The sequence below is a fragment of the Actinoallomurus vinaceus genome (genome assembly GCF_039542055.1).
GTDB classification, from domain to species: domain Bacteria; phylum Actinomycetota; class Actinomycetes; order Streptosporangiales; family Streptosporangiaceae; genus Actinoallomurus; species Actinoallomurus vinaceus.
On sequence record NZ_BAABHK010000027.1, the window covers coordinates 37,576 to 63,271 of the forward strand.

The following is a 25,696-nucleotide window of genomic DNA, read 5'->3' on the forward strand; positions in this document are numbered from 1 at the left end:
CGATCAGCAGTGGCAACGCCCGGCCCCCGAACGGCATTCCCGAAGCGCCGGGTCGGCCACGGCCGGGTGCCGGGCCTGGGAGGATGGAAAGGAGTTAAAGGAGGGACGATGGAGGCCGAGCAGATCCTCGCCGGGCTCGACCCGGACCAGCGCGCGGTCGCCGAGGCGACCCGTGGACCGGTGTGCGTGCTGGCCGGTGCGGGCACCGGCAAGACCCGCGCGATCACCCACCGGATCGCGTACGGGGTGCTGACCGGTGTCATCACCCCGCAGCGGGTGCTGGCCGTGACCTTCACCACCCGCGCCGCCGGCGAGCTGCGCGGGCGGCTGCGGCAGCTCGGCGCGCCGGGCGTGCAGGCCCGTACGTTCCACTCGGCCGCGCTCAAGCAGCTCTCCTACTTTTGGCCGAAGGTGATCGGGGGGGAGCCGCCCACGCTCATCGAGTCGAAGTTCGGCCTGGTCATGGAGGCGGCGCGGGCCTTGCGCCTGTCCCTCGGCCGTACGGAGCTGCGCGACGCCGCGGCCGAGATCGAGTGGGCGAAGGTCACCCAGACGCGGCCGGAGGACTATCCGGCCTCGGCGGCCAAGGCCGGGCGCACTCCGCCGACCGACGCGCCCGACTTCGCCCGGCTGTACGAGGCGTACGAGGAGCTCCGACGCGAGCGCAACCTGCTCGACTTCGAGGGCATGCTGGAGCTGACCGCCGCGATGCTCACCGAGCATCAGGAGGTCGCGAACCAGGTGCGCGACCAGTACCGCTACTTCGTCGTCGACGAGTTCCAGGACGTCAACCCGCTGCAGAAGCTCCTGCTGGACGTCTGGCTGGGCGAGCGCGACGAGATCTGCGTCGTCGGGGATCCCAACCAGACGATCTACTCCTTCACCGGCGCCAGCCCCGCGTACCTCCTGCGGTTCACGGTCGAACACCCCGAGGCGAAGGTCGTCAAGCTGGTCCGCGACTACCGGTCGACGCCGCAGGTGGTGCACCTCGCCAACGGCGTGCTGGCGCAGGCGAGGGGAGAGGCGCGCAAGCACCGCCTGGAGCTGGTCGCGCAGCGGCCCGACGGTCCGGAGCCGACCTTCCACGAGTACGACGACGAGGTCGCCGAGGCGGAGGCCGTCGCCAAGCGGGCGCGGGCGCTCATCGAGGAGGGCGTGCCCGCCCGCGAGATCGCGGTGCTGTTCCGCATCAACGCCCAGTCCGAGCCGTACGAGCAGGCCTTCGCCGACGCCGGCGTCCCGTACGTCCTCAAGGGCGCGGAGCGGTTCTTCGAGCGCGCCGAGGTGCGCCAGGCGGTGGTGCTCCTGCGCGGCGCCGCCCGGTCCGCGAACGACGGCGAGCCCCTCGTACGGGCCGTGCGCGACGTGCTGGCCTCCGCCGGGCTCACCGACCGGCCGCCGGAGGGGCGCGGCGCGGCGCGGGAGCGCTGGGAGTCCCTCGCCGCGCTGGCTCAGCTCGCCGAGGACGTCGCCGCCGACCGGCCGGGCGCGGGCCTGCCGGAGTTCGTCGCCGAGCTGGAGGAGCGCGCGAACGCCCAGCACGCCCCGGCGCTGGAGGGCGTGACGCTCGCCACGCTGCACACCGCGAAGGGCCTGGAGTGGGACGCGGTGTTCCTCGCCGGCCTGGTCGAGGGCACGCTGCCGATCATCTACGCGGAGAAGAGCCCCGAGCAGATCGAGGAGGAACGCCGGCTGCTGTACGTCGGCGTGACGCGGGCGCGCGAGCACCTCGCCCTGTCCTGGGCGCTGGCCCGGTCGCCCGGCGGCCGCAAGGGACGCCGTCGGTCGCGGTTCCTCGACGGCCTCGCCCCGCAGAGCGCCGGACCGCCCCGCGTCGACCGGTCGAAGCGCCGCGCCCCGGCCACGGGGCCGCAGCCGTGCCGGGTCTGCGGACGCCCGCTGACCGCCGCGATCGAGCGTAAGCTCGGCCGCTGTGAGACCTGCCCGGCCGACTACGACGAGGACCTCCTCACCCGCATGAAGGAGTGGCGCCTGACGGCGTCCAAGGAGCAGAAGGTCCCCGCCTACGTCGTCTTCACCGACGCGACCCTGCAGGCCATCGCCGAGCGCGCCCCCGCGACCGAGGCGGACCTGGCCGCGATCCCCGGTGTCGGGGCAGTCAAGCTGGACCGGTACGGTTCGGCGGTACTCGCGCTGTGCCGGGGCGAGACGCCGGAAGCCTGAGGAGTAGGGAAGCCATGAACGCCGCGCTGAAGGAGCTGCTCGATCTGCTCGACCTCGAGCAGATCGAAGTCAACATCTTCCGCGGGCGCAGCCCGGAGGAGCGCCAGCAACGGGTGTTCGGCGGGCAGGTCGCCGGCCAGGCGCTGGTCGCCGCCGGCCGTACCGTCCCCGACGACCGTCACGTGCACTCGCTGCACGCCTACTTCATCCGGCCCGGCGACCCGAGCGTGCCGATCGTCTACACCGTCGAGCGGGTCCGCGACGGCCGGTCGTTCACCACCCGCCGCGTCTCCGCGATCCAGCACGGCAAGACCATCTTCACCCTGTCCGCGTCGTTCCAGATCGCCGAGGACGGCCCGTCGCACCAGGCGCAGATGCCGGAGGTGCCCGAGCCGGAGTCGCTCCCGACGTTCCAGGAGCGGATGGAGCGGCTGTTCGGCAAGCTCGACAACGAGTTCCTGCGCAAGCGGCCCGTCGACCTGCGGCACGTGACGCCGCTGACCTGGGAGGCCGCCCGCGACCCGGAGCTGACCGGCCCCGAGTCGCTGGTCTGGCTGCGCGTGAACGGCGAGCTGCCCGACGACCCGCTGCTGCACGTCTGCCTGATGACGTACGCCTCGGACATGACGCTGCTGGACACCGTGCTGCTCAACCACGGTCTCGCCTGGGGCGACCGCAGGACCATGGGCGCCAGCCTCGACCACGCGATGTGGTTCCACCGGCCGTTCCGCGCCGACCGGTGGCTGCTGTACGCCCAGGACACCCCGAACGCCTCCGGCGCCCGCGGCCTCGCCCGCGGCCAGGTCTTCACCCAGGACGGCGAACTCGTCGTCTCCGTCGTCCAAGAGGGCCTCGTCCGCGTCACCGACTCCTGAACCCGAAGACGGACCCCGCGAAGGATCAGAAGTACCCTCCGCCGTGGGTTACGCCCTTGCCCTTCCACGCCTGGATGCGGAAACACATCCCGCGCGGGTACGGCGGCACCACTCCATTGCGTATGACCGCCTCATAGACCTTGGTCGAGTGCGGCGGCAGCAGCCAGTCGCTCAGCACCTTGGGTTTCTTGGCGCAACTGACGATGCGCATCTTCACGTGGGGGCCGGAACGGTGCTGCAGGGAGATGTGGCCCTTGCAGCCGAGATCGGCTCTGACCCAGTGCACGTGGTACGGGGCGGTTGTCGCGTATGAGTTCTTGCGGAGTTTCAGAACGACGGATGCCTTGACGGGTTCGCCCTCGCGGCACCGCCGGGCCTGAGCGGTCGGGGCCGTCGCGGCTCCGGCGGGAGTCGCCACTGCGGTGGCAATGGCAGCGACCGCGATCGCGGCGGCCGTTGTCGTTCTCATCATCAGGAGGCCCTTTCCAGACGCGCCGGGACGCGCCGTTCGGATGACGCGATCGGGATCGGGAAATTCGCGCCGGGCCAAGACTCGGCTGAAAAGGCCATCACGTCAATAAGTCCTGCGGCTTAATCGCAGCCGCCCGACCTGGGACCTACGGACCAACGCGCGGTGCCGTGGGGTCGGGCCTGGTGCGCATGACCAGGCCCGCACCCGAGGACATTCGCCGTCACCCGGGACGGCGAGCTCGTCGTCTCAGTCGTCCAAGAGGGCCTCATCCGCGTCACCGACTCCTGAACCCGAAGATGGACCCGCGCAGGATCAGAAAGACGCCCCGCCGCGGGTTACGCCCTTGCCCTTCCACCCCTGAACCCGGAAACACGTCCCGCGCGAGAACAATGCGACTCTGTTATTGCGCTTTACGCCGGTATAAGTATGGGTCGAGTGCGGTGGCAGCATCCAGTCGCTCAGCACTTTGGGTTTCTTGGCGCAGCTGATGACGCGCAGCTTCACGTGGGGGCCGGAGCGGTGCTGCAGGGAGATCGCGCCCTTGCAACCCATATCGGCGTCGACATACGACACGTAGGACGGGGTGGTTTTCGCGTACGAGTTCTTGCTGAGCTGTAGGAAGACGGCCGCACGGACAGGCTCGCCGCTGCTGCATTGCTTGGCGTGTGCGGTAGGGGCCGCCGTCGCAGCTCCCGCCGGAGTCGCCGCCGTGGCGGCGGTGGCGGCGGCCGCGATCGCGACCGCCGTCGTGGTCCTCATCATCGGGAAATCCTTTCTTGGCGCTGGATACGCCGCTTTATCGTGTGACGAAACATGCAGAACGAGGGCAGTCGCGTGCCCTGCGGGGGATCAGTAATACGCCCTACCGCGAACCGTGCCCTTGCCCGGCTTCGCCTGGATACGGAAGCACGTTCCCAGCCTGAACGCCCGCGGGTGCCCGTTCTTCCGGACGGCGGCGGAGGTGACCGTCGACCGCGGCGGCACCTCCCAGTCACTGGTGAAGGGGTTCTTCCCGCAGGTGATGACGCGCATCCTCACGCGGGGACCGGAATGGGTCTGCAAGAAGAAATGCCCGACCAAGTGGCCCTTGCTGTCCCTGCCATCAGCGGTCTGCAAGGTGTATGTGCTGTAACTCGTCGAGACCTTCTTCTTCTCCAACTGCAGGAAGACGGCACCCTTGACGTAGCGTTTGGCCGTGGCCTGGGCGGCGGGAGCGGAGGTGGTGGGCGCCGCGCTCGCGGCGCCGGCCGGAATCGCCACCGTGGCGGCGATGGCAGCGGCGATCGCGGCCGCCGTCGTGGTCCTCGTCATCGGGAAACCCTCTCTTGGCGCTGAACGCGCCGTTCGGAATGGCGCGGTCATGATCGCGGAAATTCGCGACGGGCCAAGAGTCGACTGAAAAGGTCATTGCGTCAATGAGGCCTGCGGCTTAATCGCAGCCGCGTACCCAGGACCTGAGGACCAATGCGCGGCCCCGGGACCGTTTGCGTACGGCAGCGCCCGCGGCACCTTCGGCACGCCGGAGCGTGATCACCAGGCGTACGCCTCGGGCGCGGGCTTGGCACCATTGGGCGCGGGCGGCGGGAAGAGCTCGTCCAGCTTGGCGAGTGTGGCGTCGTCGAGCGTGATCTGCAGTGCGCGCAGCGAGCCGTCGAGCTGCTCGATCGTCCGCGGCCCGACGATCGGTCCGGTCACGCCGTCCTGCGCGAGCAGCCATGCCAGTCCGACGTGGGCCGGGTCCTCGCCGATCTCGGCGCACAACTTCTCGTACGCCTCGACCGACTCCCGCTGCTCGGCGAACGCGGCGGCCCAGAGCCCCGAGCCGCTGCGCGCGGCGGTGCCCTCACGCTGTTTGCGCAGGACGCCGCTGAGGACACCGCCGTGCAGCGGCGAGTACGGAATCACGCCGAGCCCGTACGCCCGTGCGGCGGGCAGCACCTCGAGTTCGGCCCAGCGGGCCATCAGGTTGTAGATGGACTGTTCGGCGATGAGCCCGAGGAAGTGCCGGGACCGCGCGGCCTCCTGTGCTTGGGCGATGTGCCAGCCGGCGAAGTTGGAGGAGCCGTAGTAGAGGACCTTTCCCTGCTGGTGAAGGACGCTGAAGGCCTCCCAGACCTCGTCCCACGGCGTGCTCCGGTCGATGTGGTGCATCTGGTATAGGTCGATGTGGTCGGTCTGCAGGCGCTTGAGCGAGGCGTCGACCGCGCGCCGGATGTTCAGCGCGGACAACCCGCGGTCGTTCGGCCCGTCCCCCATCGGAAGGAAGACCTTGGTGGCCAGGACGGTCTTGTCGCGCCGGCCGCCGCCCTGGGCGAACCACCGGCCGATGATCTGTTCGGTGAGGCCGTCGCCCTGCCGCACGCCGTACGAGTTGGCCGTGTCGAAGAAGTTGATGCCGTGCTCGTGCGCACGGTCCATGACCGCGTGACTGTCCTCTTCGGACGTCCGCGACCCGAAGTTCATGGTGCCGAGGACGAGCCGGGACACCGAGAGGCCGCTGCGGCCGAGGCGGGTGTACTCCACGTGTTCCAACCTTTCAGGAGGCGTCACTAGTCGCATCAACAAGGACGCGATGAAGCTACAACTTGCAACATCAGTGATGCAAGTCCGCGATGAACCGTGACGCTGCCGTATGCTTTCCGCATGAAGACACAGCGGCGGTCGACACCCGCCGGCGGCCGGCCGCTGCGCGCGGACGCCGAGCGGACGGTGACGGCGATCCTGGAGGCGGCCGAACGCACCCTGAGCCGCGATCCCGCGGCCACGATGGAACAGATCGCCGAGGCCGCCGGCGTCGCCCGCACCACCGTGCACCGGCGCTTCGCCACCCGCGAAGCACTCATCGACGCCCTGGCGGTGTGGGCCACCCAGCGGTTCGCCGCGGCGGTGGACGCCGCCCACCCGGACACGGCTCCGCCGCTGGTCGCCCTCTACCAGACGACCGCGAACGTCCTCGGTGTCAAGGTCGGCTGGGGATTCGCGATGAGCCAGGCCTCCTCGGCCAACCCGGAGGTGGCGCGCGTCCACGGCGATGTCCGGGAGACGTGCGAACGACTGTTCCGCCGCGCCCGGGAGGCCGGCGTCCTGCGCGCCGACGTCGACATCCCATGGACCCGCCGCGTCTACTACGCCCTCATCCACGAGGCCGCGCAGAACAGGGACGAGAAGGACACCGACGCCCTCGCGACGCTCGTCGTGGACACCCTGCTCCGCGGCGCGGGCACCCCACACCCCGACCGCCTGTGACCCCCGCCCCCAGGCGGGAGCCGACCACCAGGACGGCACCGCGGCCCAGCCCCATGCCGCGGCCCCGGGAGCGGGTCGAGACGCTCTGGGGCAGACCGAAGAGGCTGCATACCTGTCCGTGCCGATGCCGCCCAACGAGAGGCATGGAAGCCGTGGCCTCGGACGGCGGCGGTATCCGTCAGGGGGGCTGAGCGGCCGTGATCTGCGGAGGGGCGGGCGGGGCGGGACGGGGAGCGTGGCGTACGGTTGCTGTCTGATGCGGATCACGACGCGGAACGCGCGGTTTCAGCAGTGGGCGGCGTTGCTCACCAATCGGACGAAGCGGCAGCGGTCGGGGGAGTTCCTGGTGCAGGGCGTCCGGCCGATCACGCTCGCCGTCGAGCACGGGTGGCCGCTGCGCGCACTGGCGTACCCCTCAGGGGTGCGGCTGTCGGACTGGGCGCAGGGGATGCTGGACGAGGTGTCCGCCGAGCGCGTCGAGATGGCGCCGGCGCTGCTGGACGAGCTGGCCGGTAAGGACGACGCCGAACTGGTCGCCGTCGCGGCGCTGCCGCCGGACGACCTGGCGCGCATCAGGCCGGAGGGTCCCGTCGTCGTCTTCGACCGGGCCGCCGAGCCCGGCAACATCGGCACCGTCGTCCGTTCCGCCGACGCCTTCGGCGCTTCCGGAGTGATCGTGACCGGGCACGCGGCCGATCCGTACGACCCGAAGTCCGTGCGCGCCAGTACGGGCTCGCTGTTCGCCCTGCCGGTCGTACGGGCCCCCGCGCCCCGGCCGGTGGTCGACTGGGCGCGGGAGAGCGGGCTGCGCATCGTCGGGACGGACGAGACCGGCACCGTCGACGTCGGCGACCACGATCTGCGCGGTCCGGCGCTGCTCGTCATCGGCAGCGAGACCCGCGGCATGAGCGGCGCCTGGGCCGCGGCCTGCGACGACGTCGTCCGCATCCCGATCGTGGGGGCGGCGAGCTCGCTCAACGCCGCCTCCGCCGCGACGGTGTTCCTCTACGAGGCCGCCCGGCAACGCGGAGTGGCCGCCGCGGCGGCGCGAGAAAAAATAAGAAGTCGCAGGTAGAAAATACGTTGCCCCGATCCTGTGGGCGATCGTACGCTTCTCGCGAGCACTTGAACGGCTCCGCTCGGCGGAGCCCCGACGGATGAGTGGAGGTGGCAGTCCGGTGAGGAACACACTGATTTCTTCGACCTGGGCCGCCGCCTGCGCGCGTCCGACGATGGTGTCCCCCAGCGGTTCCACCGTTGTCGCCGCGTCCCTGCCGAGTCTTGAGTCGGTCCGCTATGCGTCCGTCGAATCCGGACGTGTGCGGCCTGGCGGCATGGATCTGCAGGCGTGGCATGTCCTTGGGATGTTCCCGGCTACCCAGACGAATGCCCAGGTCAAGGGCGCTGCCCGTAAGCGCGCCGCAGTGGGTCCGTACCCCTGGAGACCACCGGAGCAATAGCTCCGAGTGAGGCCTCCAGGCCGCGGATCCCAACCGGGAACCGCGGCCTTTTTGTTTGGCCAGAACCGTCCGAGCCAACGAGATCACTTCAAGAGAGGGGTGGAGACCTTGGAACTCGCGTTCACCGCGATCAGCGAGAACCTTGATCTTCCCTGCCGGACCGAGCCTGAGCTGTTCTTCGCCGAGTCGCCGCAGGACGTCGAGCTGGCCAAGGCGCTGTGCGCCGAGTGCCCGGTCCGGCGCACCTGCCTCGCCGGTGCCAAGGAGCGCCGGGAGCCCTGGGGCGTCTGGGGCGGGGAGCTGTTCGTACGTGGCGTCATCGTCCCCCGCAAGCGGCCGCGTGGTCGTCCGCGAAAGAACGCCGTGGTGGCGGCATGACGCTCCGACCGGAACCTCGCATCGATATGGAGAAAGAGCAGCAGATGAGCTTGCTCAGCATCGAACTGTCCCAGGAACGAATACGGGACGCCGAGCGTGAGTCCACGCGCCGCCGCGACGCCGCCCAGGTCCGCGCCATGCGCCGGGCCCGGCGCGACGAGGCGACCGCGGTCCGCCTCCGGCGTCTGCTGACCACGCGCTGACCGTCTCCCGAAGAGACCGACGCGCCTCCCGAGAAAAACGGGCCCCCGGCACCACACGGCCGGGGGCCCGTCGTCGTCCGGTGACACGGAGTGTGGCGTGGCTCTCGGACGGCGCGTTCGGCTTTCGCGCGCCTCCCGGATCAGGGATCCTGGGGGGAGAGCCGAGTGAGGGGGCGTGGGGGATGGTCAGCTGTTCATCGTGCGGAGCCACTGCCGAGGCGCCACTGGGGTGGATGACCGAGGTGACCGAGCGGGGCCCGCTCTACCTGTGTGATCGCTGCAGCCGGGACAACATCCGCTCGATCGAAGGCCGCCTGGACCCCGTCTACTGGTAGTCCAGGCCGGGCCGTTCAGCTCGCGATCTCTTCGTCGTCCTCGTCGTCGGTGAGGTCCGGGTCGTCGTCGGCGAAGCCGGGGACCCAGGTCAGCGCCTCGTCGCGGAACCTTCCCTCGGCCTCGAGCTGGCACAGCACGCCGGTGCCGGCGGCCACCACGCGGTGGATCAGGACGTACGACGGCGGCAGGTTGAGCTGGCGGACGACGTTGGTCGGGCGCAGGTCCGCGACGCGGGCGGCCTCCTGGCGCAGCCACTCCCGGCTGAACTTGAAGGTGTCCTCGATCAGCGGTTCGGCGATCGGGGCGATGAAGGCGTGCAGCGACTCCGGGTCGACCTCGACGCCCTCGCGGATGAAGTCCTCCTCACGGAGGGCCTCGACGATCTGGTCGACGTCGCCGATCGTGCCGATGCGCATGAGAACGCCGATCCGCCGGTGGAAGCCGCCGGGCAGCCGGTCGACGGCGCCGAAGTCGATGACGCCGAGCCGGCCGTCGTCGAGCAGCCGGAAGTTGCCGGGGTGCGGGTCGGCGTGCAGCAGGCCGCAGCGCGCCGGCCCGGAGAACAGGAACCGGCAGTACAGCAGGCCCGCGTGGTCGCGCTGCTCCTGCGTGCCGTCGCTGATGATCGCCGACAGCGGCGTGCCGTCGATCCACTCGGTGACGAGCACGTGGCCGGATTGGGCCACGACGTCGGGGATGAGGAAGTCGGGATCGTCGGCGTACGCCTCGGCGAAGGTCGCCTGCGAATCCGCCTCGATCGTGTAGTCGAGCTCCTCGGCGACCCGCCGTTTCAGCTCGGCCAGCATCGCCTTCACGTCCAGTCCCGGCGCGAGGACCGCGAACAGCTTGCCGAGCCGGGCGAGCTGGTTGAAGTCGCTGAGCAGCGCCTTGCCCGCTCCGGGGTACTGCACCTTGACGGCGACGGCGCGGCCGTCGTGCCAGACGGCCTTGTGCACCTGGCCGATGGAGGCCGCCGCGGCCGGCCGGTCGTCGAACTCGGCGAAGTCGTCGCGCCAGTCCGGTCCCAGGTTTTCGGCCAGCACCCGGTGCACCGTCGCGGCGGGCAGCGGCGGGGCGGCCTCCTGGAGCTTGGTCAGGGTGGCCCGGTAGGGGCTGGCGATCTCGGGCGGGAGCGCCGCCTCGAAGATCGACAGCATCTGGCCGAACTTCATCGCGCCGCCCTTGAGCTCGCCGAGCACCTTGAACAGCTGCTCGGCGGTGCGCTGCTGGATCTCGGTGGCGACCAGCTCGGCGGGGCGGCCGATCGTCCGCTTGCCGAACCCGAGGGCGGTCCGCCCGGCGAAGCCGATGGGGAGGGACGCCAGTTTGGCGGTCCGCGTCACAGCGCGGCGGGGGAGATCGCTCATTGAGTACCTGCTCTCAGCGCATCCGCGAGGCGGCCGTGCAATGCCGGTTCGCTCCGCACGTCACCCTATTCTCGGCGAGGCACGGCGTGGGTTCCACATCGCCCGGTGGGGCATCTCGCGCCGCTCGCCCGGCCGGTCGTACGCGAGGGGTGGTGACCAGCGCAAACGGGTAAGTGTGTGCTTTCTCACGTCGGCCGCGGCCGTACCCCGGCCCTCTCGAACGCCGCGCGCCCGGGGTCCACAGGGTACCGGCCGGGACACTCCGAGCCTGTGGAAAACCTGCGCAAAGCCTGTGGATGGCCCTGGGGATCTCCAAATTACGGGGTCTCTACCAGCGAAAACGTGACCCACCCCCTGTGGAGAAAACGAAGTTTTCGGTACGGTGCTTAGCGTGCCCCCCACTGGCGAGATCGAGGTGCGTCGCAGCGCCCGGCGCCGGCGGACCATTACTGCACGCCGCGACGGTGACAAGACCGTCGTGATGGTGCCCGCCGGGCTGAGCGCCGCAGAAGAGCGCGAATGGATCGACACCGTCCTCAAACGCCTGGCCGCTCGCGAGCGTCGCAGGCATCCGAACGACGACGCGCTCTTCGACCGCGCACGCGAGCTGTCGCGGCGCTACCTCGACGACCGGGCCGTCCCCGCCAGCGTCCGCTGGGTGACCAACCAGCGCAGCCGCTGGGGCTCGTGCACCCCGGACGACGGCACCATCCGGCTGTCGACGCAGCTGCGGGGGATGCCGGGCTGGGTCGTCGACTACGTCCTGCTGCACGAGCTCGTCCACCTGATCGTCCCCGGTCATGGCCCGCCGTTCTGGAAGCTGGTCAACCGCTATCCCCGGACCGAGCGGGCGCGCGGTTACCTCGAAGGGGTGGCTGCCGCGGCGGGACTGCCCCTGATGGACGGCGATCCGCCGCGCGACCGGATCGCCGAGGCCGGCGACGCCTCCCGGGACCTGGACGGAGACCTGATTCTGGACGAGGACACCGGCACGTGACGGGCAGCCGAGCGACGAGCCGCCGAGCGAGCGGTGGGGAACCAGCCGGCCGCGGAGCGAGTGAGAAGGCGAGCGCGACATGAGATTCGCCGCCGTCCTCGCCCGTACGGACGCCGCGGCGCCGCCCGGCACCGACCCCGACGAATACCGGCTCGCCCTGCTGGAGGACACCTACGAGGTGGTCGCCGGGCTGGAGTTCGTCACCCCCGTGCTCGCGCTGACCGCCCCCGATCCGGCGGCGGAGGCCGTGACCTGGCCGGGCACGCCCGTTCTCCACGTCGCCGGGCTCGAGGATCTGCTGCGCGCCCTGCACGATCTCGGCGCCGAGCAGGCCGCCGTCGTCACACCCGACGCGCCCGACCTGCCGGCCCTGCTTCTCGGCAAGCTGTTCCGCGCCCTCGGCAGCGGGCAGGTCGCCGTCTGCCCGGCGGCGGGCGGCGGACTGGTCGCGCTGGCGGCCCGGCTGCCGGCACCGTCCTGGCTCGCCGGAATCGGCCTGGACACCCCCGACGCCCCCGCCCGGCTGCGCACCGCCGCCGGCGTTCAGGGCGCCGTACGCTCCGCCCCGGGCTGGCACCGGCTGCGCGCACCCGCCGACGTCTCCCTCCTCGACCCCGGCCTGGAGGGCTGGGACAACACCCGGGCGCTACTCACAGGTCACTGACCCGGTCACGCGTAGCCCACTGACACTCGCAGGTCACTGACCCGGTCACGCGTAGCCCACTGACACTCGCAGGTCACTGACCGGGTTACGGCTTTATGTCCGGGACGTTACATTGACCGACTCTGCAAAGGATTGCAGAGTTTCATGCATCCGACCCACCCCAAGGAGTCGCGGTGCCGGTGACCATCCAGGACGTCGCCCGTGAGGCGGGAGTTTCGGTGTCCACCGTCTCCCGGGCCTTCACGGTTCCCGACCTGGTCAAGGACGAGACCCGGCAGCACGTGCTCCACACCGCGGAGCGGCTGGGCTACCGCCCGAACCGCGCCGCCCGGGGACTGATCACCGGCAAGACCGGAAACTTCGGCGTGATCGTTCCTGATCTGTCCAACCCGTTCTTCCCCACCGTGCTGAAGGGCGTCCAGGCCCGGGCCCGCGAAGCGGACTACGCCGTCTTCCTCGCGGACTGCGACGAGAACGCCACCGAGGAGATCGCCCTCGTTCAGGCCATGGCCAAACAGGTCGACGGCGTGATCCTCTGCTCGTCGCGGATGTCACCGAGCCAGCTCGAACGCGTGGTGGGGACGACGTCCCTCGTATTCATCAACCGCCAGGTGCGCGACCACCCGGCCGTGCTGATGGGCGCGGCCGGCGGAATGCGCCAGGCCATCGACCACCTCGCGGCGCTCGGGCACCGCCGGGTCGCGTTCCTGAACGGTCCGAAGGCGTCCTGGTCGAACCGGGAGCGCCGGCGCGGACTGCGCCACAGCGCCCGGTACGACATGGAGATCGTGGAGCTGGGGCCGTTCGCCCCGCGCTTCGAGGGCGGGCCGCACGCGGCCGACCTGGCGATCGCCGAGGGCGTCACCGCGATCATCGCCTTCAACGACCTGCTGGCGCTGGGGGTGATGTCCCGGCTGGCCGACCGGGGCGTCTCGGTGCCAGAGGAGATGAGCGTCGTCGGGTTCGACGACATTCCGATGGCGGGCATGGCCACCCCGCCGCTGACCACCGTCGCCATGCAGAACGAACGGGCCGGCCGCGCCGCCGTCGACCTGCTCGTGAACCTCCTGACCGTCTCCGGCGCCGAAGCGGGGGATCTCCGCCGGGAACTCGACTGCCAGCTGATCGTGCGGGCCTCGACCGGCGTTCCCGCCCGATCGTGACCGGAAGGAAAGATCCCTCATGCGCGCTAAGAAGTGGTGCCTCGCGACGGCGTTCGTCCTCGTGGCGGGCGCCTGCGGTTCGCCGAACTCGGGGGGCGGGGCCAAGGACGTCACCCCCGACAAGGTGCCCGACAACCCGAAGAACCCGGTGACCCTCAACATCATCGACGTCGCGGGCAACCTGCAGCTCACCCAGGGGATGATCGACGAGTTCGTCAAGGCGCACTCCAAGGTGATCAAGAAGGTCACCTACACGAAGGCCACGGCCCCGGAGCTGCCCGGCAAGATCAAGGCCCAGCAGAGCGCCGGTCAGGTGCAGATCGGCCTGGTCCTCACCGGCACCGACGGCCTGTCCGCCGGCATCGACCAGAACCTGTGGGTCAAGACCGACGACTACTCCAGTCGCATCGGCAACCCGAACTACCAGGCGCCGGCGGCCAAGATGCAGGAGCTGGCGCAGGGGCACGGCATGGAGCTCGTGTACAGCCCCGCCGGCCCGCTCATCGAGTACAACCCGCAGAAGGTCCCCAACCCGCCGACGACGACCCAGGAACTGCTCGCCTGGGCCAAGGCGCACCCGAAGAAGTTCCAGTACGCCCGGCCCGCCAACTCCGGCCCCGGCCGTACGTTCCTGATGGGCCTGCCGTACCTCCTCGGCGACAGCAACCCCAAGGACCCGAAGACGGGCTGGACCAAGACCTGGTCCTACCTCCAGGACCTCGGCAAGTACGTCGACTACTACCCGTCCAAGACGTCGGAGACGATGACCAACCTGGCCAACGGGTCGGCCGACATGATCGCCACCATGACCGGCTGGGACATCAACCCGCGGGCGCTCGGCCAGGTGCCGCCGGGCGTCAAGGTCACCTACCTGAAGGGCATGCACTGGGTGACCGACGCGCAGTACGCCGTCATCCCGCGCGGCGTGTCCGCCGACGTCGTCTCCGCCGACATCCAGCTGATCAAGTGGATGCTCACGCCGCAGCAGCAGGCCAAGGCGTACGACACCGGCTACTTCTACCCGGGCCCGGCGGTCAACGGTGTGACGGTCTCCATGGCTCCGCAGAAGTCGCAGCAGGTCATCCAGCAGTTCGGGCGCCCCGAGTACGACAGGTGGATCTCCCAGTTCCCCATGGAGACGTCGCTGCCCGCGGAGCAGCAGACCGCGGCCTTCGACCAGTGGGACCGGACCGTCGGCGGCGGAAAGGTGCACAAGTGAGCCCGGCGTCGACCCTGCGCGGCACCCGCGAGGAGCGGAAGTGAGCCAGACCAAGATCTCCGAGCTTCGGCTCGACCACGTGACCCGGGAGTTCGGGGGCGTGCGCGCGCTCGACGGGCTCGACCTGACCATCACCGGCGGCGAGTTCGTGGCCCTGCTCGGCCCCTCCGGCTGCGGCAAGTCGACCGCGCTGAACTGCCTGGCCGGGCTGCTGCCGCTCACCGGCGGCGCGATCTCGCTGGACGACCGCCGGATCGACGGCCTGCCGCCGGAGCAGCGCGGGTTCGGCATGGTGTTCCAGAACTACGCGCTGTTCCCGCACATGTCGGTGCGCGGCAACATCGGCTTCGGCCTGCGCATGGCCAAGGTCCCCAAGGCCGACGCGCGCCGCCGCGTCGAGGACGCGCTCAACCTCGTCCAGCTCACCGACCACGCCGACAAGTTCCCGGGGCAGCTGTCCGGCGGCCAGCAGCAACGCGTCGCGATCGCCCGCGCGATCGTCATGGAGCCGCCGCTCGTGCTGATGGACGAGCCCCTGTCGAACCTCGACGCCAAGCTGCGGCTGGAGATGCGCACCGAGATCAAGCGCATCCACCAGACGCTCGGCCTGACCACCGTCTACGTCACGCACGATCAAGAGGAAGCGCTTTCTCTGGCCGACCGGCTGGTCCTGCTCCGCGAGGGCAGGGTGCAGCAGATCGGCTCGCCCGAGCACGTCTACACCGAGCCGGCCAACCGGTTCGTCGCCGGCTTCATGGGCTACCGCAACGAGCTCGAGCTGCCGGTGAAGCAGGTCAACGAGAAGACCGTCGTGCTCGACGGTCTCGGGGACGGCGGGCTCACCGGCGTCCGGCGCGACGACCTCGGCGGGCGGGCGGTCGCCGCGATCCGGCCCGAGGACTTCACGGTCGGCACCGGCCCCAACGCCACCGAGGTCGCCGTCGAGGTCGTGGAGTACCAGGGCCGCGAGCAGGCCATCCAGGCCCGTACGGACGACGGCGTCGAGCTGCACCTGCGGGCCGGGACGCGCCTGGCGCCCGGCGACCGGGTGACGGTGTCGGTGCCGCCGGAGCGGGTGCTGGTGTTCGCCGCCGAGAGCCCGGCGGCACCCGAGGAGGTGGCGTAGGTGGCATCGTCGGCGGTGGTCCGGCCGCGGATCGCGCTGCGGCACCGGCTCGCCGAGCGCGGCGTCGACCGTACGCTGCTGCTCCTGCTGCCCGCGGTCGTCTTCGTCGTCGCGCTGTTCATCTACCCGTTCGTGTACGGGCTGCAGCTGTCGTTCCAGCCGCAGCCCGGCTCGGAGGCGGTGAGCAGGTACGGGTCCGGGCCGTTCGCCGACTACCGGAACTTCTTCGGGGACGCGTACCTGCGCGACACGATCTGGACGACCCTGAAGATCGGCCTGCCCGCGGCGCTGTTCAACGTCCTGGCCTCGGTGCCGATCGCGTACCGGATGCGCGGCAGGTTCCGTGGCAAGCGCACGGTCACGACGATCCTCGTCGTGCCGATCACGCTCGGCACGGTCCTCACCGCCGAGGGCCTGCTCGCCTTCATGGGGCCGACGGGGTGGCTCAACCGGATCCTCCTCGACATCGGGATCGTCGACCACCCGGTGCGGCTCACGCACAACTACTGGGGCGTCGTCTTCTCGCTCGTCATCACCGGCTTCCCGTTCGCCTTCCTGCTCACGCTGTCGTACCTGACCGGGATCGACCCGACGCTGGAACGCGCGGCGGCGACGCTGGGGGCGGGCTGGTGGCAGCGGTTCCGGACCATCACTCTGCCGCTGCTGGCGCCGGGCCTGGCCATCACGTTCTGCCTGTCGTTCGTGCTGGCCTTCTCGGTGTTCCCCTCGGCGATCATGGTCGGTGAGCCCGCGCGGCAGACGCGGGTGATCTCCATCGCCGCGTTCCACGCCGCCTTCGAGCAGTACGACTACTCCATGGCCTCGGCCATCGCGATGATCATGGGCGCCGTCGAGCTGATCGTGATCGGTCTCGTCCTCGGCTGGCGCGCCCGCCTGTACCGCGGAGCGACAGGAGGGAAGGGATGACCACTCTCACCGAAGCCCGGCCGCCCGTCACGGAGGAGAAGGCGCCGAGGCGGGTCGCGCTGCGGCCCGGGGCCTGGGTCGTCTGGGGCGCGGTCGTCTTCTTCCTGCTCATCCTGGTCGGCATCGTCGGCGCGGTCGTCGTGAACTCGTTCGGCAAGAAGTGGTTCGGCGGCTGGCTGCCGAAGGGCTGGACGACGCACTGGTACGGCGCGACGTGGAAGGAGTTCGACCTCGGCAGTGTCCTCACGGTGACGCTGGAGGTCGCGATCGCCGTGGTCGTGGTCTCGGTCATCGTCGGGGTCCCCGCCGCGTACGCGCTGGCCCGCCGGAACTTCCCCGGCAAGCGGGTGCTCATGGTGGCGTTCCTGCTGCCGATCCTCATCCCGCCGATCACGTACGGCGTGCCGCTGGCCACCGTGCTCTACAAGTTCCACCTGGCCGGGAAGCTGAGCGGCGTCATCCTGGCCAACCTCGTGCCGGCGGTGCCGTTCGTCATCCTCGTGATGACGCCGTTCATCGAGCAGATCGACCCGAAGATCGAGGCGGCGGCCCGCATGTGCGGCGCCAAGACCTGGGTGATCTTCACGCGGATCCTAGGCCCGCTGCTGATCCCCGGCATGCTCGCCGCGGCGATCCTCGTCCTCGTGCGGACGGTCGGCATGTTCGAGCTGACGTTCCTCACCGCCGGGGCCGACAGCCAGACCCTCGTCGTCGCGCTGTACTACTCGGTCTCGGCGGCGGGCATCCGCGCGCAGCAGGAGATCGACGCGATGGCGGTCATCTACACCCTGTCCATGCTCGTGCTGCTCGTCGTGGCACTGCGCTTCGTCAACCCCACCCAGCTGGTCACCCAGATCAAGGAGAGAGATTGAAGACCCTGCTGACCCCGGGCAAGGACACCGAGCTGATCGGCCTCGAGGTGGCCGACCTGGCCGAGGGCGAGACCCTGGAGCTGAACCGTGACGAGGAGATCGTCGCGGTGGTCGTCTCGGGCGTCGTCGATGTCGACGGGCTGGGCACGGCCGGCGGCCGGAGCGGTGTGTTCGAGGGGCCGGGCCACACGGTGTACGGCCCGCCGGGACACACGCTGACGTTCCGGGCGACCGGCGGGCCCGCGCAGATCGTCGTCGCGACCGCCCCGCTGGGCGACGGCACGCCCGGCCAGGCGCGGATCATCGGCCCGGACGACCAGCAGGTCGACGAGCGCGGTGAGGGCAACTGGTCCCGTACGGTCCGGACGGTCCTCGGCCCGGGCGACGACGCCGGGCGGCTGCTGTTCGGGGAGACGATCAACCCGCCGGGGAACTGGTCGAGCTACCCGCCGCACAAGCACGACACCCACGAGCCGCCCCGTGAGGTCAGGCTCGAGGAGGTCTACCTGTTCAAGTTCGACCCGGGGAACGGCTTCGGCGTGCAGATCCGCTACGACGGCGAGGGCGAGGAGTGCTTCACCGTCCGCGACGGCGACGTCGCCGCGATCCCGGCCGGCTACCACCCGGTGGTCGCCGCCCCCGGGTACTCGATGTGTTACCTGTGGTTCATGGCCGGCGAGGGCCGGCGGATGATCCCCTACCTCGACCCCGAGCACGCCTGGGTGCAGAACGGCTGACGAGATGAAGACTCGGCGTGAGGATGTCGCGGTGGCGCGGGCCGGTGCGGGCCCGCGGGAGCACGAGTCCGGCGAGGTGGCCGCGCCGGTGGGCTTCGAGGGGATCGTCCGCCCGGACGGGCGGGTCGGCACCCGGAACCACATCGGCATCCTCACGTCGGTGAACTGTTCCGCGACGGTCGCGAAGATGATCGCGAGCCGGTCGGCGGCCCTCGCGGAGGAGTTCCCGAACGTCGACGGCGTCGTGGCCCTCACCCACGGCACGGGCTGCGGGATGGCGGCCGACGGCGACGGCATCCGGCTGCTGCGGCGCACCCTGAACGGCTACGCCCGGCACCCGAACTTCGCCGCCCTGCTCGTGGTCGGGCTCGGCTGCGAGGTGGCCCAGCTCACCGGGTTCGACCTGCCCGAGGGCACGCCGACGATGACGATTCAGGAGATGGGCGGCACGGCGGCGACCGTACGGCACGGCGTCGAGGTGGTCCGCGAACTGCTGCCCGAGGCGGACCGGGTCGAGCGCACGCCGGTGCCCGTCGCGGAACTCGTGCTCGGCCTGGCCGACACCGGCACGGGCGGCCCCGCGAACCCGGCGCTCGGCGCGGCGGTCGACCTGCTCGTCCGGCACGGCGGCACCGCCGTCCTGGCCGGCACACCGCAGGTGCGCGGCGCCGAGCACCTCCTGGCGTGCCGCGCCGCCGCGCCGGCGGTGGCCGAACGGCTGGCCGGCCGGATCCACTGGTGGGAGAGGCACGTCGGCCTGCCGTCGCCGGACACGCCGGAGCGGGCGGTGGCCAAGGGCGGCACGTCGCCGCTGACCGCGGTCCACGAGTACGCCGAGCCCGTGACCGAGCGCGGGCTCGTCTTCATGGACACTCCCGGGCAGGCCGCCGTGTCCGCGACCGGGCAGATCGCGGGCGGCGCGACCGTCATGTGCGTCACGACCGGCGGCGGCCCGGCGGACGGCCGCCGGCCGGTGCCCGGCCTGAACCTGGCCGCGACGCGGGAGGCCTACCGCGCGATGGCCGAGGACATGGACCTTGACGTCTCGGCCGGGGAGGCCGCGATGATGGGCGAGCGGATCTTCCGGCTGGTGCTGGAGGTCGCCTCGGGCCGCCGGACGGCGGGCGAGGAGCTCGGCCCCGGCGACGAAGAGTTCGCGCCCTGGCAGATCGGGGCGGTCATGTGAGTACCGATCAACTGGAGGACACCATGCGGCTGTCACTGACGAGCCGGCCGCGGCAAGTGCCGTCGTCGGTGGGGATCGTGCACCTGGGAATCGGCGCGTTCCACCGGGCGCACCAGGCGGTCTACACCGAGGACGCCGGCGACGGCTGGGGGATCTGCGGCATCACCCAGCGCAGCGCGGCGGTCGTCGATCAGCTCGCCCCGCAGGACGGGCTGTACAGCGTGCTCGAACGCGGCCCCGAGGGCGTGTCGGCGAGGATCATCGGTTCGGTCCGGGAGGTGCTCACCGGCGACGCGACCGCCGACCGCATCGCCGACCCGGAGGTGCGGGTCGTCTCGCTGACCGTGACGGAGAAGGGCTACCGGCATGACCCGGCGACCGGGCGGCTCCGCCTCGACGACCCGGAGATCTGCCTGGACATCACCGGCCGCGAGCCGCGCACGGTCATCGGCCGGCTCGTCCGCGGCCTGGCCCGGCGGGACGCGCCGGTGACCATCCTGTGCTGCGACAACCTCACCTCCAACGGGGCGACGCTGCGCGGACTGGTCGAGGAGTACGCCGAGCGGGCGGGCGTGAAGATCACCTGTGACACGGCGTTCCCGGCCACGATGGTGGACCGGATCGTCCCCGCGACCACGGCCGAGGACCTGGACGAGGCCGAGCGCCTCCTCGGTGTCCGCGACCAGGGCGTGGTGGTGACCGAGCCGTTCACGCAGTGGGTGATCGAGGACTCCTTCGCGGCGGGCCGCCCCGCCTGGGAGAAGGCCGGAGCGATCTTCACCGAGGACGTCGCGCCGTACGAACTGATGAAGCTGCGGCTGCTCAACGGCACGCACTCGATGCTGGCCTACCTCGGCGCGCGGTTCGAGTACGTCTCCGACGCGGTCGGCGTGCTCGGCGACGCCCTGCGCCTCTACATGGACGAGGACGCGACCCCGACGCTCACCGTCCCGACCGGCTTCGACCTGGAGGAGTACAAGGCGTCGTTGCTGACGCGCTTCGCCAACCCGGCGCTGAAGCACCGTACGGCGCAGATCGCGATGGACGGCTCGCAGAAGCTCCCGCAGCGCCTGCTCGGCGTCGTCCGCGACCGCCTCGCGGCCGGGGCGGAGCCGCGCTGGGCGGCGCTGGCCGTCGCGGCCTGGATGCGGCACGTCTGGACCGCCAAGAACCTCGACGACCCGCTCGCCGACCACCTGCGCATGGCGGTCTCCCGCGCGGTACGGCCCTCCGAGGTCGTCGACGCCCTGTTGTCCATCACGGAGGTGTTCGGGCCGGACCTGCGCGAATCCGCGGTGTTCCGCGACCTGCTGGTCGAGCACCTGGCCTGGCTGACCTCCGGAGCGTCCCCCTACTGAGGTCGCCCGGGGCCGGTCACCCGACGCGCGTGATACCGCGGAAACCCTCCAAGGCCATGAGCAGTCGTCTTGTCTCGTCGCCGCCGGGCAGGTCGGCCACGCGCACCGGGTCACCGGAGGACAGCGGTGACAGGATCGTCCGCAGCTCGCGCGGCGAGAACGGCGTGCGGACCGTGTGCCCGTTGACGGCGCACCTGCCGCTGTCGTCCCACAGCACGGGGAACCGCGCGTCCCCGCGCACGACCGTGTCGTCGTGGACCGTACGGTGCGGGGCCGGTGCCGGGACGGGCTCGAACCCGCAGGCCGTCCAGCGGCGGAGCGACACCTCACCGACCCGGTCCGGGGGAACCGCCGGGACGGCGTGCCGCAGCGCCGGAGGGAGGCCCGGCGCGAGCCGGCCGGTGTCATCCGGGCCGGGAGCGGTCAGCGCGGCGTCCACCGGCGGCAGCCGGCGGGCGGCTCGCGCGCCGTCCCGGTCGCCCATGAGCGCCGCGTCGACGTCGACGAGGACGTCCTGCAGGTCGTAGTCGGCATGGTGCTCCTCACGGGGCACCCCGACGTTCACGCTGGTGGCGGGTCCGCTCCCGGCGCTCTCCCCGACGTGGTAGTAGCGCGACGGCCAGTACAGCAGGTCCCCGGGCTCGACCTCGGCCGCGAAGGACTCCGGAACGTACGGCTGGTAGTCCAGGACCGTGGTCACCGGCTCGGTCCACGGCCGGTCCGGCCAGAAACGCATGCGCTTCCGTCCCCGGAGCCCGAACATGAAGGTCGCGAAGCGGTCCTTGTGCACGCCGACCGGGCTGTGCTCGTACGTGCCGTGGAACAACGTGGTGATCGCCCCGGTCAGCGGCAGGCCGACCTGTTCCCACAGCCCCGCGTAGAACGCGCGCTCGCGCGCCCACAGTCCGGGATCGAAGGAGTGGAAGCCGTTGATGATCAGCGCGTAGCGGCGGCCGTCCAGCCGGGAGGTCAACCGCGCGTCGTATCCGTCGAAGGAACCGTCACCGTCGACCGGCAGGAGATCGCCGGGCTCCGGCTGCTGCAACCTCTCGACGGTGAACTGCGTCGTCGTATCGGAGGGCACCGACGCGCGTACGGCGGCGCGGAACACCTCTGCCTCGACGAAGGGCGCCGACACGACGGCCTTGAAGAGGACGGGCCGCCGGTCCCAGTACCGGGCGGCGAACGTCGCCCAGTCGAAGCCGTTCTCGATCGTCAGCATGAGCCCTCCAGCACCTCGATGCCGCGCAGGGCGGACAGCCTGTGAAGAAGCGGGAGGAGACCGTCGCCGCCGGCCGTCAGCTCACCGACGGTGACCGGCGTCCTCAGCCGGTCGAGGAGGCCGTCGGCCGATGTCCCGCGCACGGTGAACACGTGACCGTTCACCGCCCAGAGCGTGGCTCCTGGTTCGTCCGGCATGCGGACGACCTCGCCGGTGAGCCGGACCAGGTGATCCGGCGTCAGCGCGGCGGGCGTGCCCGGCTCGGGGACCGGTTCGAGCCCGCAGGCGCTGACCCGCCGCGCCCACTGGATGCGCAGGATGCGGTTCAGTTCGGGGTCGCCGGCCGCGCCGCTCAGCTCCTCGCCGACGGAGACCAGCGGCGCGATCGGCGGGACCGCGCCGTCGGAGCCGCGTGGCGGTGGGAACGGCAGGTACGGGACCCGCCCGCCGTCGGCGCGCCGCGCCTGCAGAAGGTCGGCGATCAGGCCGGTCACCGCCGCGGACGGCAGCCGCGGATCCATCGGGATCCGTAGATGGAGCGCGAGACAGCCGTTCTCGTGGCTCTCCCGGGACCGGAGGCCGGCCGGCCGATAGAGCAGGTCTCCCGGCCCGGCCCGCAGCGTGTCCCCGGGCCGGTCGCGCAGGTCGCCTGTCCGTACCTCCAGGCGTCCGCGGAGCACCCAGGTCAGAACCGCGTGCGTGGACGCGCCGGCGTCGTCACGGCCGTAGTCGTCGCCGATCGTCAGCTCCGCCACGACGGGCAGGACGGGGAACCCCACCCGCTGCCACAACGGCCGGATCAGATCGCGTACCCGGGACCAGAGGACGGCGTCCAGCATCAGCGGCTGCTCGACGCCGAGCAGGCCCGGTTCGCCGTCGAGGCGCTTCAGGTAGTGGTCCACCGTCGGGTCGTCCGGGCCGGGAAGCCGGTCGCCGGGAGCGCGGATCCGGCCGGCGGCGGTGAAGAACCGCACGTCCGGCAGCGCGCGGAACCTCGTGCCGGCGCGGAAGGGCGCGGCGGCGGCGACGACCACGTCGAAGGCGCGGTCCACGGCCACCGGGGGTTCCTCCTCCCGCCCGCGCAGGACGACGGGGGTCCTGTCCCAGTGACGGTCCGCGAGGGTGTCCCAGTCCACGGCGCTGTCATCGGTGGTCACGAGGCCCTGCCTTCCTGTGCCCGGGTACCGTCGGCGTGCGGGAACCGCCGCCGCAGGCGTGCCGCGTAACGGTTCAGCGGTTCCATGCCCATGCGCCTGCGGCGCTCGTCGACCTGTTCGTGGCGTTCGATGGGAAAGGGCACGAGCCTGCCCTCGACCGCGCGGAACTTGGTGCCGAAGAGCTGCGGCCGGCCGTCACGGACGCACAGCGCGTCCGTCACGTACGCGACCTGCCGCCAGGGCACGTCGCCGGCCGTCGCGGCACGGCGGATGAGGGCGAGGCAGTGCTCCTGGAAGTCGGGTGGCCCGTCGGCGTGCTGGACGAGACGGCAGGCCGCCGCGGCCGCGGAGCGCCCCACGAGCGTCTCGCCGGGCCAGCCGTACCGCGCCACGACGTCACGCAGCCAGGTCATGGCCGCGCCGGTGAGCGCGGACAACCGTTCGTCGAGCGCGGGATCGGTGAATCCCTCGTCGGCCCACCGGCTCCGCAACGACGCGTCGACACGGTCGAGCCGCAGCAACCGGCGGCGGATCTCCTCCGCGGCGCCTGAGGGCATGGCCGGTACGGTCGCCGAGGCCTTTAGGGGATCGAGCCGCAGCCGGACCTTCGCCCGATCCCAGGTGTAGGTGACCCGGCGGCCGGCCTGCCGCCAGTCGAATCCGACCTCGCCGGCGTCCGGTCCGGACAGGCGCAGCCGGACGCCGTACCGGGAGTCGGAGACGGTGTGTTCGACGACGTCGCCGAAGACGTGCTCGACGGCGTCCCGGAGGGCGACGCCGAGGCCGATGAGGTCGAGGTTCTCGCCACGGCGTACCGCTGCCGCCGGTGGCCAGAGCTCGTCGATCGTGGACTCCACCTCGTGGAAGGAGAACGGCGGCTCCATGACGAGCAACGGCCCGCCGTCGACCGCGCGAAAGAAGTAGGGGACGTCCAGCCGGGCCAGTTGCTCCAGTTCCCGATGGCCGAAGACGGTGGCGTCGAGATGTTCGCCGGCCAGCGACCAGGAGTTCAGCGCCTCGGCGTACATAGCGGTCTGTCTGGTGAGGACCCGGACGAAGCGCCCGCCGCAGGCGTCCGCGAGGAGCCGCTGGATCCGGTCGCGGTGCACGCACATCAGGGTCCAGGCGTCGAACATGCCGCGCAGGAACGCGGGCAGGTACCGGCCGTATCCGGTGTTCCCCGCCCGGTCGGCGACGACCGAACGCACCCGTGCCCGCGCGAACGCTTCACGGGGAAGGACCAGCCGCAGGCCGCCTCCGGGCGCCGGGAGGAAGCAGGCCGGTGGGCCGTCCACGCCGCACCAGCGGGCCACGTTCTCCAGCCCCGCATGGTGGGTGCCGTCGTGGAGGGTGTCCGGCACCAGGCCGGTGTCGTGCAGCCGCTCGACGGGCGCGAAGAAGACCTCCAGATCGACCGGGTAGAGCAGCGGCTCATCGTCGGTGGCGCGTGCACCGGCCAGGATGTTGCCCTCACCGAGGTCGCCGATCCCGAAGCCGAAGCAGGCCGAGGTCAGCGAACCGGCACGATGCCAGAAACGCGGCGCTTCGGCCGGATCCAGGAGCGTCCCTTCGAGCCGGAGGTCCTCGGACCGGCGGATCGTGCCCCACTGTGCGGGCGGTTCGATCCACTCCTGCCAGCAATGAGTAGGGTCGCCGTCGCCGTCGCCGTCGCCGTCGCCGTCGCCGTCGCCGTCGCTTCGGCAGCGCAGGACCGGCAGACGGATCTCCCCGGACGCGGCCGGTAGCTCGTTCAGCAGAGCGAACACCGATGCGGGCGGGCCTTCGGGGAAGCCTCCCTCGCCGGTCCGGCTCTGGGCCAGGAACAGCGCCTCGCCGCCCGTCGGCCGCGCTTTATAAGCGACGCGCCCGCCGCCCTCCATCTGCAGGCGGAGCACGCGCGCCCCTCCGTTGTGCGTCTCCGCGTCGTGCGCCTGCAACGCGGTGACCGGCGGCGCGAACTCCGGCTCGTCAAACCATGACCGGCGCAGATCCCGCTGGAGCCGGTCGCCGAACAGGTCCAGGAACGCCGCGAACCGCGCCCACCGCGCGGGAACGACGTCGGTCGCCCGCCCGGCCGCGCAGATCACGAACGCCTCGGAGACGACAGGGCCGAACAGTTCGGCGTTGGTCACGCTCAGCACGTCCGGCGCGATGACCGCGGCGAGGCGGCCGGCCGCCGCCCGGCACCAGGCGTCGATGCGGTCGAGCAGGTCGAGCAAGGGGGCGAACCGTGCCTCGCCGAAGGCGCACATGAGGAGCCGTGCGTCGGCGTCACCGGCCAGGTACCGGTCGATCGCGATGACGCCCTCGGGGTGCCTCCGGGCCACGGGAGGGAAGATGCCGCCCGCCGTGCCGGCGCGTACGGCGGCGATGACCTGTCGTACGGCGGGGGAGAGACCGAGTGTCTCCGGGTCGACACCCGGCTCCGTGGCCTCCGCCGACGCCACGGGCGGGCCGGCCGTCTCCCACAGGACGTCGGTCATTCTCGCGCAACCCTCTGGTGACGGGATCCGGTGAATCTGGTCATGACGCGGGCGTCGCGCCGCT

The 25,696-nt window shown here is 71.2% G+C and carries 24 protein-coding genes; 16 read left to right on the forward strand and 8 right to left on the reverse strand.

The features are described 5' to 3' along the window. The first annotated feature begins 108 nt into the window (after positions 1 to 108). Positions 109 to 2,184, forward strand: coding sequence for an ATP-dependent DNA helicase UvrD2 (locus tag ABEA24_RS49685; RefSeq protein ID WP_345442909.1), 2,076 nt, complete (start codon positions 109 to 111; stop codon positions 2,182 to 2,184). A gap of 14 nt (positions 2,185 to 2,198) precedes the next feature. Continuing rightward, on the forward strand, positions 2,199 to 3,059 hold the full coding sequence (gene tesB, locus ABEA24_RS49690; RefSeq protein ID WP_345442911.1) for an acyl-CoA thioesterase II: 861 nt from the start codon (positions 2,199 to 2,201) through the stop codon (positions 3,057 to 3,059). Between the two features lie 25 nt (positions 3,060 to 3,084). Here tesB and ABEA24_RS49695 read toward each other — a convergent pair whose 3' ends face one another. The 4 genes from ABEA24_RS49695 to ABEA24_RS49710 all read right to left on the reverse strand — a co-directional run bounded on the left by ABEA24_RS49695 (position 3,085) and on the right by ABEA24_RS49710 (position 6,054). After that, positions 3,085 to 3,609 carry a hypothetical protein gene (locus tag ABEA24_RS49695; protein WP_345442913.1) on the reverse strand — a complete coding sequence of 175 codons (525 nt, stop codon included), beginning with the start codon at positions 3,607 to 3,609 and terminating at the stop codon, positions 3,085 to 3,087. 234 nt (positions 3,610 to 3,843) lie between these two features. After that, entirely contained in the window at positions 3,844 to 4,293 is a 450-nt protein-coding gene (locus ABEA24_RS49700) for a hypothetical protein (RefSeq protein ID WP_345442915.1), read from the reverse strand. A gap of 87 nt (positions 4,294 to 4,380) precedes the next feature. Next, positions 4,381 to 4,842, reverse strand: coding sequence for a hypothetical protein (locus tag ABEA24_RS49705; protein WP_345442917.1), 462 nt, complete (start codon positions 4,840 to 4,842; stop codon positions 4,381 to 4,383). 219 nt (positions 4,843 to 5,061) lie between these two features. Then, positions 5,062 to 6,054, reverse strand: coding sequence for an aldo/keto reductase (locus ABEA24_RS49710; RefSeq protein ID WP_345442919.1), 993 nt, complete (start codon positions 6,052 to 6,054; stop codon positions 5,062 to 5,064). A gap of 120 nt (positions 6,055 to 6,174) precedes the next feature. Here ABEA24_RS49710 and ABEA24_RS49715 point away from each other — a divergent pair, with 120 nt between their 5' ends. The 4 genes from ABEA24_RS49715 (at position 6,175) to ABEA24_RS49730 (ending at position 8,818) form a co-directional block, all read left to right on the forward strand. After that, positions 6,175 to 6,777, forward strand: coding sequence for a TetR/AcrR family transcriptional regulator (locus ABEA24_RS49715; protein WP_345442921.1), 603 nt, complete (start codon positions 6,175 to 6,177; stop codon positions 6,775 to 6,777). A gap of 256 nt (positions 6,778 to 7,033) precedes the next feature. After that, on the forward strand, positions 7,034 to 7,852 hold the full coding sequence (locus ABEA24_RS49720) for a TrmH family RNA methyltransferase (protein WP_345442923.1): 819 nt from the start codon (positions 7,034 to 7,036) through the stop codon (positions 7,850 to 7,852). A gap of 493 nt (positions 7,853 to 8,345) precedes the next feature. Then, the gene (locus ABEA24_RS49725) at positions 8,346 to 8,615 is read left to right on the forward strand and encodes a WhiB family transcriptional regulator (RefSeq protein WP_425551339.1); all 270 of its coding nucleotides are present in this window, start codon (positions 8,346 to 8,348) and stop codon (positions 8,613 to 8,615) included. Positions 8,616 to 8,659: 44 nt separating this feature from the next. Further along, positions 8,660 to 8,818 carry a hypothetical protein gene (locus ABEA24_RS49730; RefSeq protein WP_345442927.1) on the forward strand — a complete coding sequence of 53 codons (159 nt, stop codon included), beginning with the start codon at positions 8,660 to 8,662 and terminating at the stop codon, positions 8,816 to 8,818. Positions 8,819 to 9,168: 350 nt separating this feature from the next. Here ABEA24_RS49730 and ABEA24_RS49735 read toward each other — a convergent pair whose 3' ends face one another. Continuing rightward, on the reverse strand, positions 9,169 to 10,521 hold the full coding sequence (locus tag ABEA24_RS49735) for an ABC1 kinase family protein (protein ID WP_345442929.1): 1,353 nt from the start codon (positions 10,519 to 10,521) through the stop codon (positions 9,169 to 9,171). A 445-nt stretch (positions 10,522 to 10,966) separates the two neighbouring features. Between ABEA24_RS49735 and ABEA24_RS49740 the strand changes: the two genes are divergently transcribed. From ABEA24_RS49740 to ABEA24_RS49785, 10 genes are all read left to right on the forward strand, one after another. Then, positions 10,967 to 11,518, forward strand: a complete 552-nt coding sequence (locus ABEA24_RS49740) for a M48 metallopeptidase family protein (protein WP_345443024.1) — start codon at positions 10,967 to 10,969, stop codon at positions 11,516 to 11,518. Positions 11,519 to 11,597: 79 nt separating this feature from the next. Beyond that, positions 11,598 to 12,182, forward strand: a complete 585-nt coding sequence (locus ABEA24_RS49745) for a glycosyltransferase family protein (protein ID WP_345442931.1) — start codon at positions 11,598 to 11,600, stop codon at positions 12,180 to 12,182. Between the two features lie 173 nt (positions 12,183 to 12,355). Further along, the gene (locus tag ABEA24_RS49750) at positions 12,356 to 13,345 is read left to right on the forward strand and encodes a LacI family DNA-binding transcriptional regulator (RefSeq protein ID WP_345442933.1); all 990 of its coding nucleotides are present in this window, start codon (positions 12,356 to 12,358) and stop codon (positions 13,343 to 13,345) included. Between the two features lie 19 nt (positions 13,346 to 13,364). Then, entirely contained in the window at positions 13,365 to 14,564 is a 1,200-nt protein-coding gene (locus tag ABEA24_RS49755; RefSeq protein WP_345442935.1) for an extracellular solute-binding protein, read from the forward strand. A gap of 40 nt (positions 14,565 to 14,604) precedes the next feature. After that, the gene (locus ABEA24_RS49760; RefSeq protein WP_345442937.1) at positions 14,605 to 15,690 is read left to right on the forward strand and encodes an ABC transporter ATP-binding protein; all 1,086 of its coding nucleotides are present in this window, start codon (positions 14,605 to 14,607) and stop codon (positions 15,688 to 15,690) included. Continuing rightward, positions 15,691 to 16,617 (forward strand): ABC transporter permease, encoded by a 927-nt coding sequence (locus ABEA24_RS49765; protein ID WP_345442939.1) that lies wholly within the window; start codon positions 15,691 to 15,693, stop codon positions 16,615 to 16,617. Further along, positions 16,614 to 17,489: an ABC transporter permease gene (locus tag ABEA24_RS49770; RefSeq protein ID WP_345442941.1), complete on the forward strand. Its 876-nt coding sequence runs from the start codon at positions 16,614 to 16,616 to the stop codon at positions 17,487 to 17,489. The genes ABEA24_RS49765 and ABEA24_RS49770 overlap by 4 nt, the downstream gene beginning before the upstream one ends. Further along, positions 17,486 to 18,226, forward strand: coding sequence for a 5-deoxy-glucuronate isomerase (locus tag ABEA24_RS49775; protein WP_345442943.1), 741 nt, complete (start codon positions 17,486 to 17,488; stop codon positions 18,224 to 18,226). The genes ABEA24_RS49770 and ABEA24_RS49775 overlap by 4 nt, the downstream gene beginning before the upstream one ends. 4 nt (positions 18,227 to 18,230) lie before the next feature. After that, positions 18,231 to 19,412 (forward strand): UxaA family hydrolase, encoded by a 1,182-nt coding sequence (locus ABEA24_RS49780; RefSeq protein WP_345442945.1) that lies wholly within the window; start codon positions 18,231 to 18,233, stop codon positions 19,410 to 19,412. Continuing rightward, positions 19,409 to 20,770 (forward strand): mannitol dehydrogenase family protein, encoded by a 1,362-nt coding sequence (locus ABEA24_RS49785; RefSeq protein ID WP_345442947.1) that lies wholly within the window; start codon positions 19,409 to 19,411, stop codon positions 20,768 to 20,770. Before ABEA24_RS49780 ends, ABEA24_RS49785 begins: the two co-directional genes overlap by 4 nt. Before the next feature lie 16 nt (positions 20,771 to 20,786). On the opposite strand, the gene ABEA24_RS49790 is transcribed toward ABEA24_RS49785, so the two are convergent. From ABEA24_RS49790 to ABEA24_RS49800, 3 genes are read right to left on the reverse strand one after another with little or no spacing between them, the layout of a single operon-like run. Further along, entirely contained in the window at positions 20,787 to 21,992 is a 1,206-nt protein-coding gene (locus ABEA24_RS49790; protein WP_345442949.1) for a JmjC domain-containing protein, read from the reverse strand. Continuing rightward, on the reverse strand, positions 21,986 to 23,149 hold the full coding sequence (locus tag ABEA24_RS49795) for a hypothetical protein (RefSeq protein ID WP_345442951.1): 1,164 nt from the start codon (positions 23,147 to 23,149) through the stop codon (positions 21,986 to 21,988). The genes ABEA24_RS49790 and ABEA24_RS49795 overlap by 7 nt, the downstream gene beginning before the upstream one ends. Then, positions 23,146 to 25,632 carry a DUF6624 domain-containing protein gene (locus ABEA24_RS49800; RefSeq protein WP_345442953.1) on the reverse strand — a complete coding sequence of 829 codons (2,487 nt, stop codon included), beginning with the start codon at positions 25,630 to 25,632 and terminating at the stop codon, positions 23,146 to 23,148. The genes ABEA24_RS49795 and ABEA24_RS49800 overlap by 4 nt, the downstream gene beginning before the upstream one ends. Between the last annotated feature and the right edge of the window lie 64 nt (positions 25,633 to 25,696).

Excerpts from the sequence above, each read along its gene's own strand:
- ABEA24_RS49745 (WP_345442931.1), top strand. The coding sequence starts at position 11,598 with ATGAGATTCGCCGCCGTCCTCGCCCGTACGGACGCCGCGGCGCCGCCC.
- ABEA24_RS49700 (WP_345442915.1), bottom strand. The coding sequence starts at position 4,293 with ATGATGAGGACCACGACGGCGGTCGCGATCGCGGCCGCCGCCACCGCC.
- ABEA24_RS49800 (WP_345442953.1), bottom strand. The coding sequence starts at position 25,632 with ATGACCGACGTCCTGTGGGAGACGGCCGGCCCGCCCGTGGCGTCGGCG.
- tesB (WP_345442911.1), top strand. The coding sequence starts at position 2,199 with ATGAACGCCGCGCTGAAGGAGCTGCTCGATCTGCTCGACCTCGAGCAG.
- ABEA24_RS49730 (WP_345442927.1), top strand. The coding sequence starts at position 8,660 with ATGAGCTTGCTCAGCATCGAACTGTCCCAGGAACGAATACGGGACGCC.
- ABEA24_RS49735 (WP_345442929.1), bottom strand. The coding sequence starts at position 10,521 with ATGAGCGATCTCCCCCGCCGCGCTGTGACGCGGACCGCCAAACTGGCG.
- ABEA24_RS49770 (WP_345442941.1), top strand. The coding sequence starts at position 16,614 with ATGACCACTCTCACCGAAGCCCGGCCGCCCGTCACGGAGGAGAAGGCG.
- ABEA24_RS49780 (WP_345442945.1), top strand. The coding sequence starts at position 18,231 with ATGAAGACTCGGCGTGAGGATGTCGCGGTGGCGCGGGCCGGTGCGGGC.
- ABEA24_RS49755 (WP_345442935.1), top strand. The coding sequence starts at position 13,365 with ATGCGCGCTAAGAAGTGGTGCCTCGCGACGGCGTTCGTCCTCGTGGCG.
- ABEA24_RS49715 (WP_345442921.1), top strand. The coding sequence starts at position 6,175 with ATGAAGACACAGCGGCGGTCGACACCCGCCGGCGGCCGGCCGCTGCGC.
- ABEA24_RS49720 (WP_345442923.1), top strand. The coding sequence starts at position 7,034 with ATGCGGATCACGACGCGGAACGCGCGGTTTCAGCAGTGGGCGGCGTTG.
- ABEA24_RS49685 (WP_345442909.1), top strand. The coding sequence starts at position 109 with ATGGAGGCCGAGCAGATCCTCGCCGGGCTCGACCCGGACCAGCGCGCG.
- ABEA24_RS49705 (WP_345442917.1), bottom strand. The coding sequence starts at position 4,842 with ATGACGAGGACCACGACGGCGGCCGCGATCGCCGCTGCCATCGCCGCC.
- ABEA24_RS49790 (WP_345442949.1), bottom strand. The coding sequence starts at position 21,992 with ATGCTGACGATCGAGAACGGCTTCGACTGGGCGACGTTCGCCGCCCGG.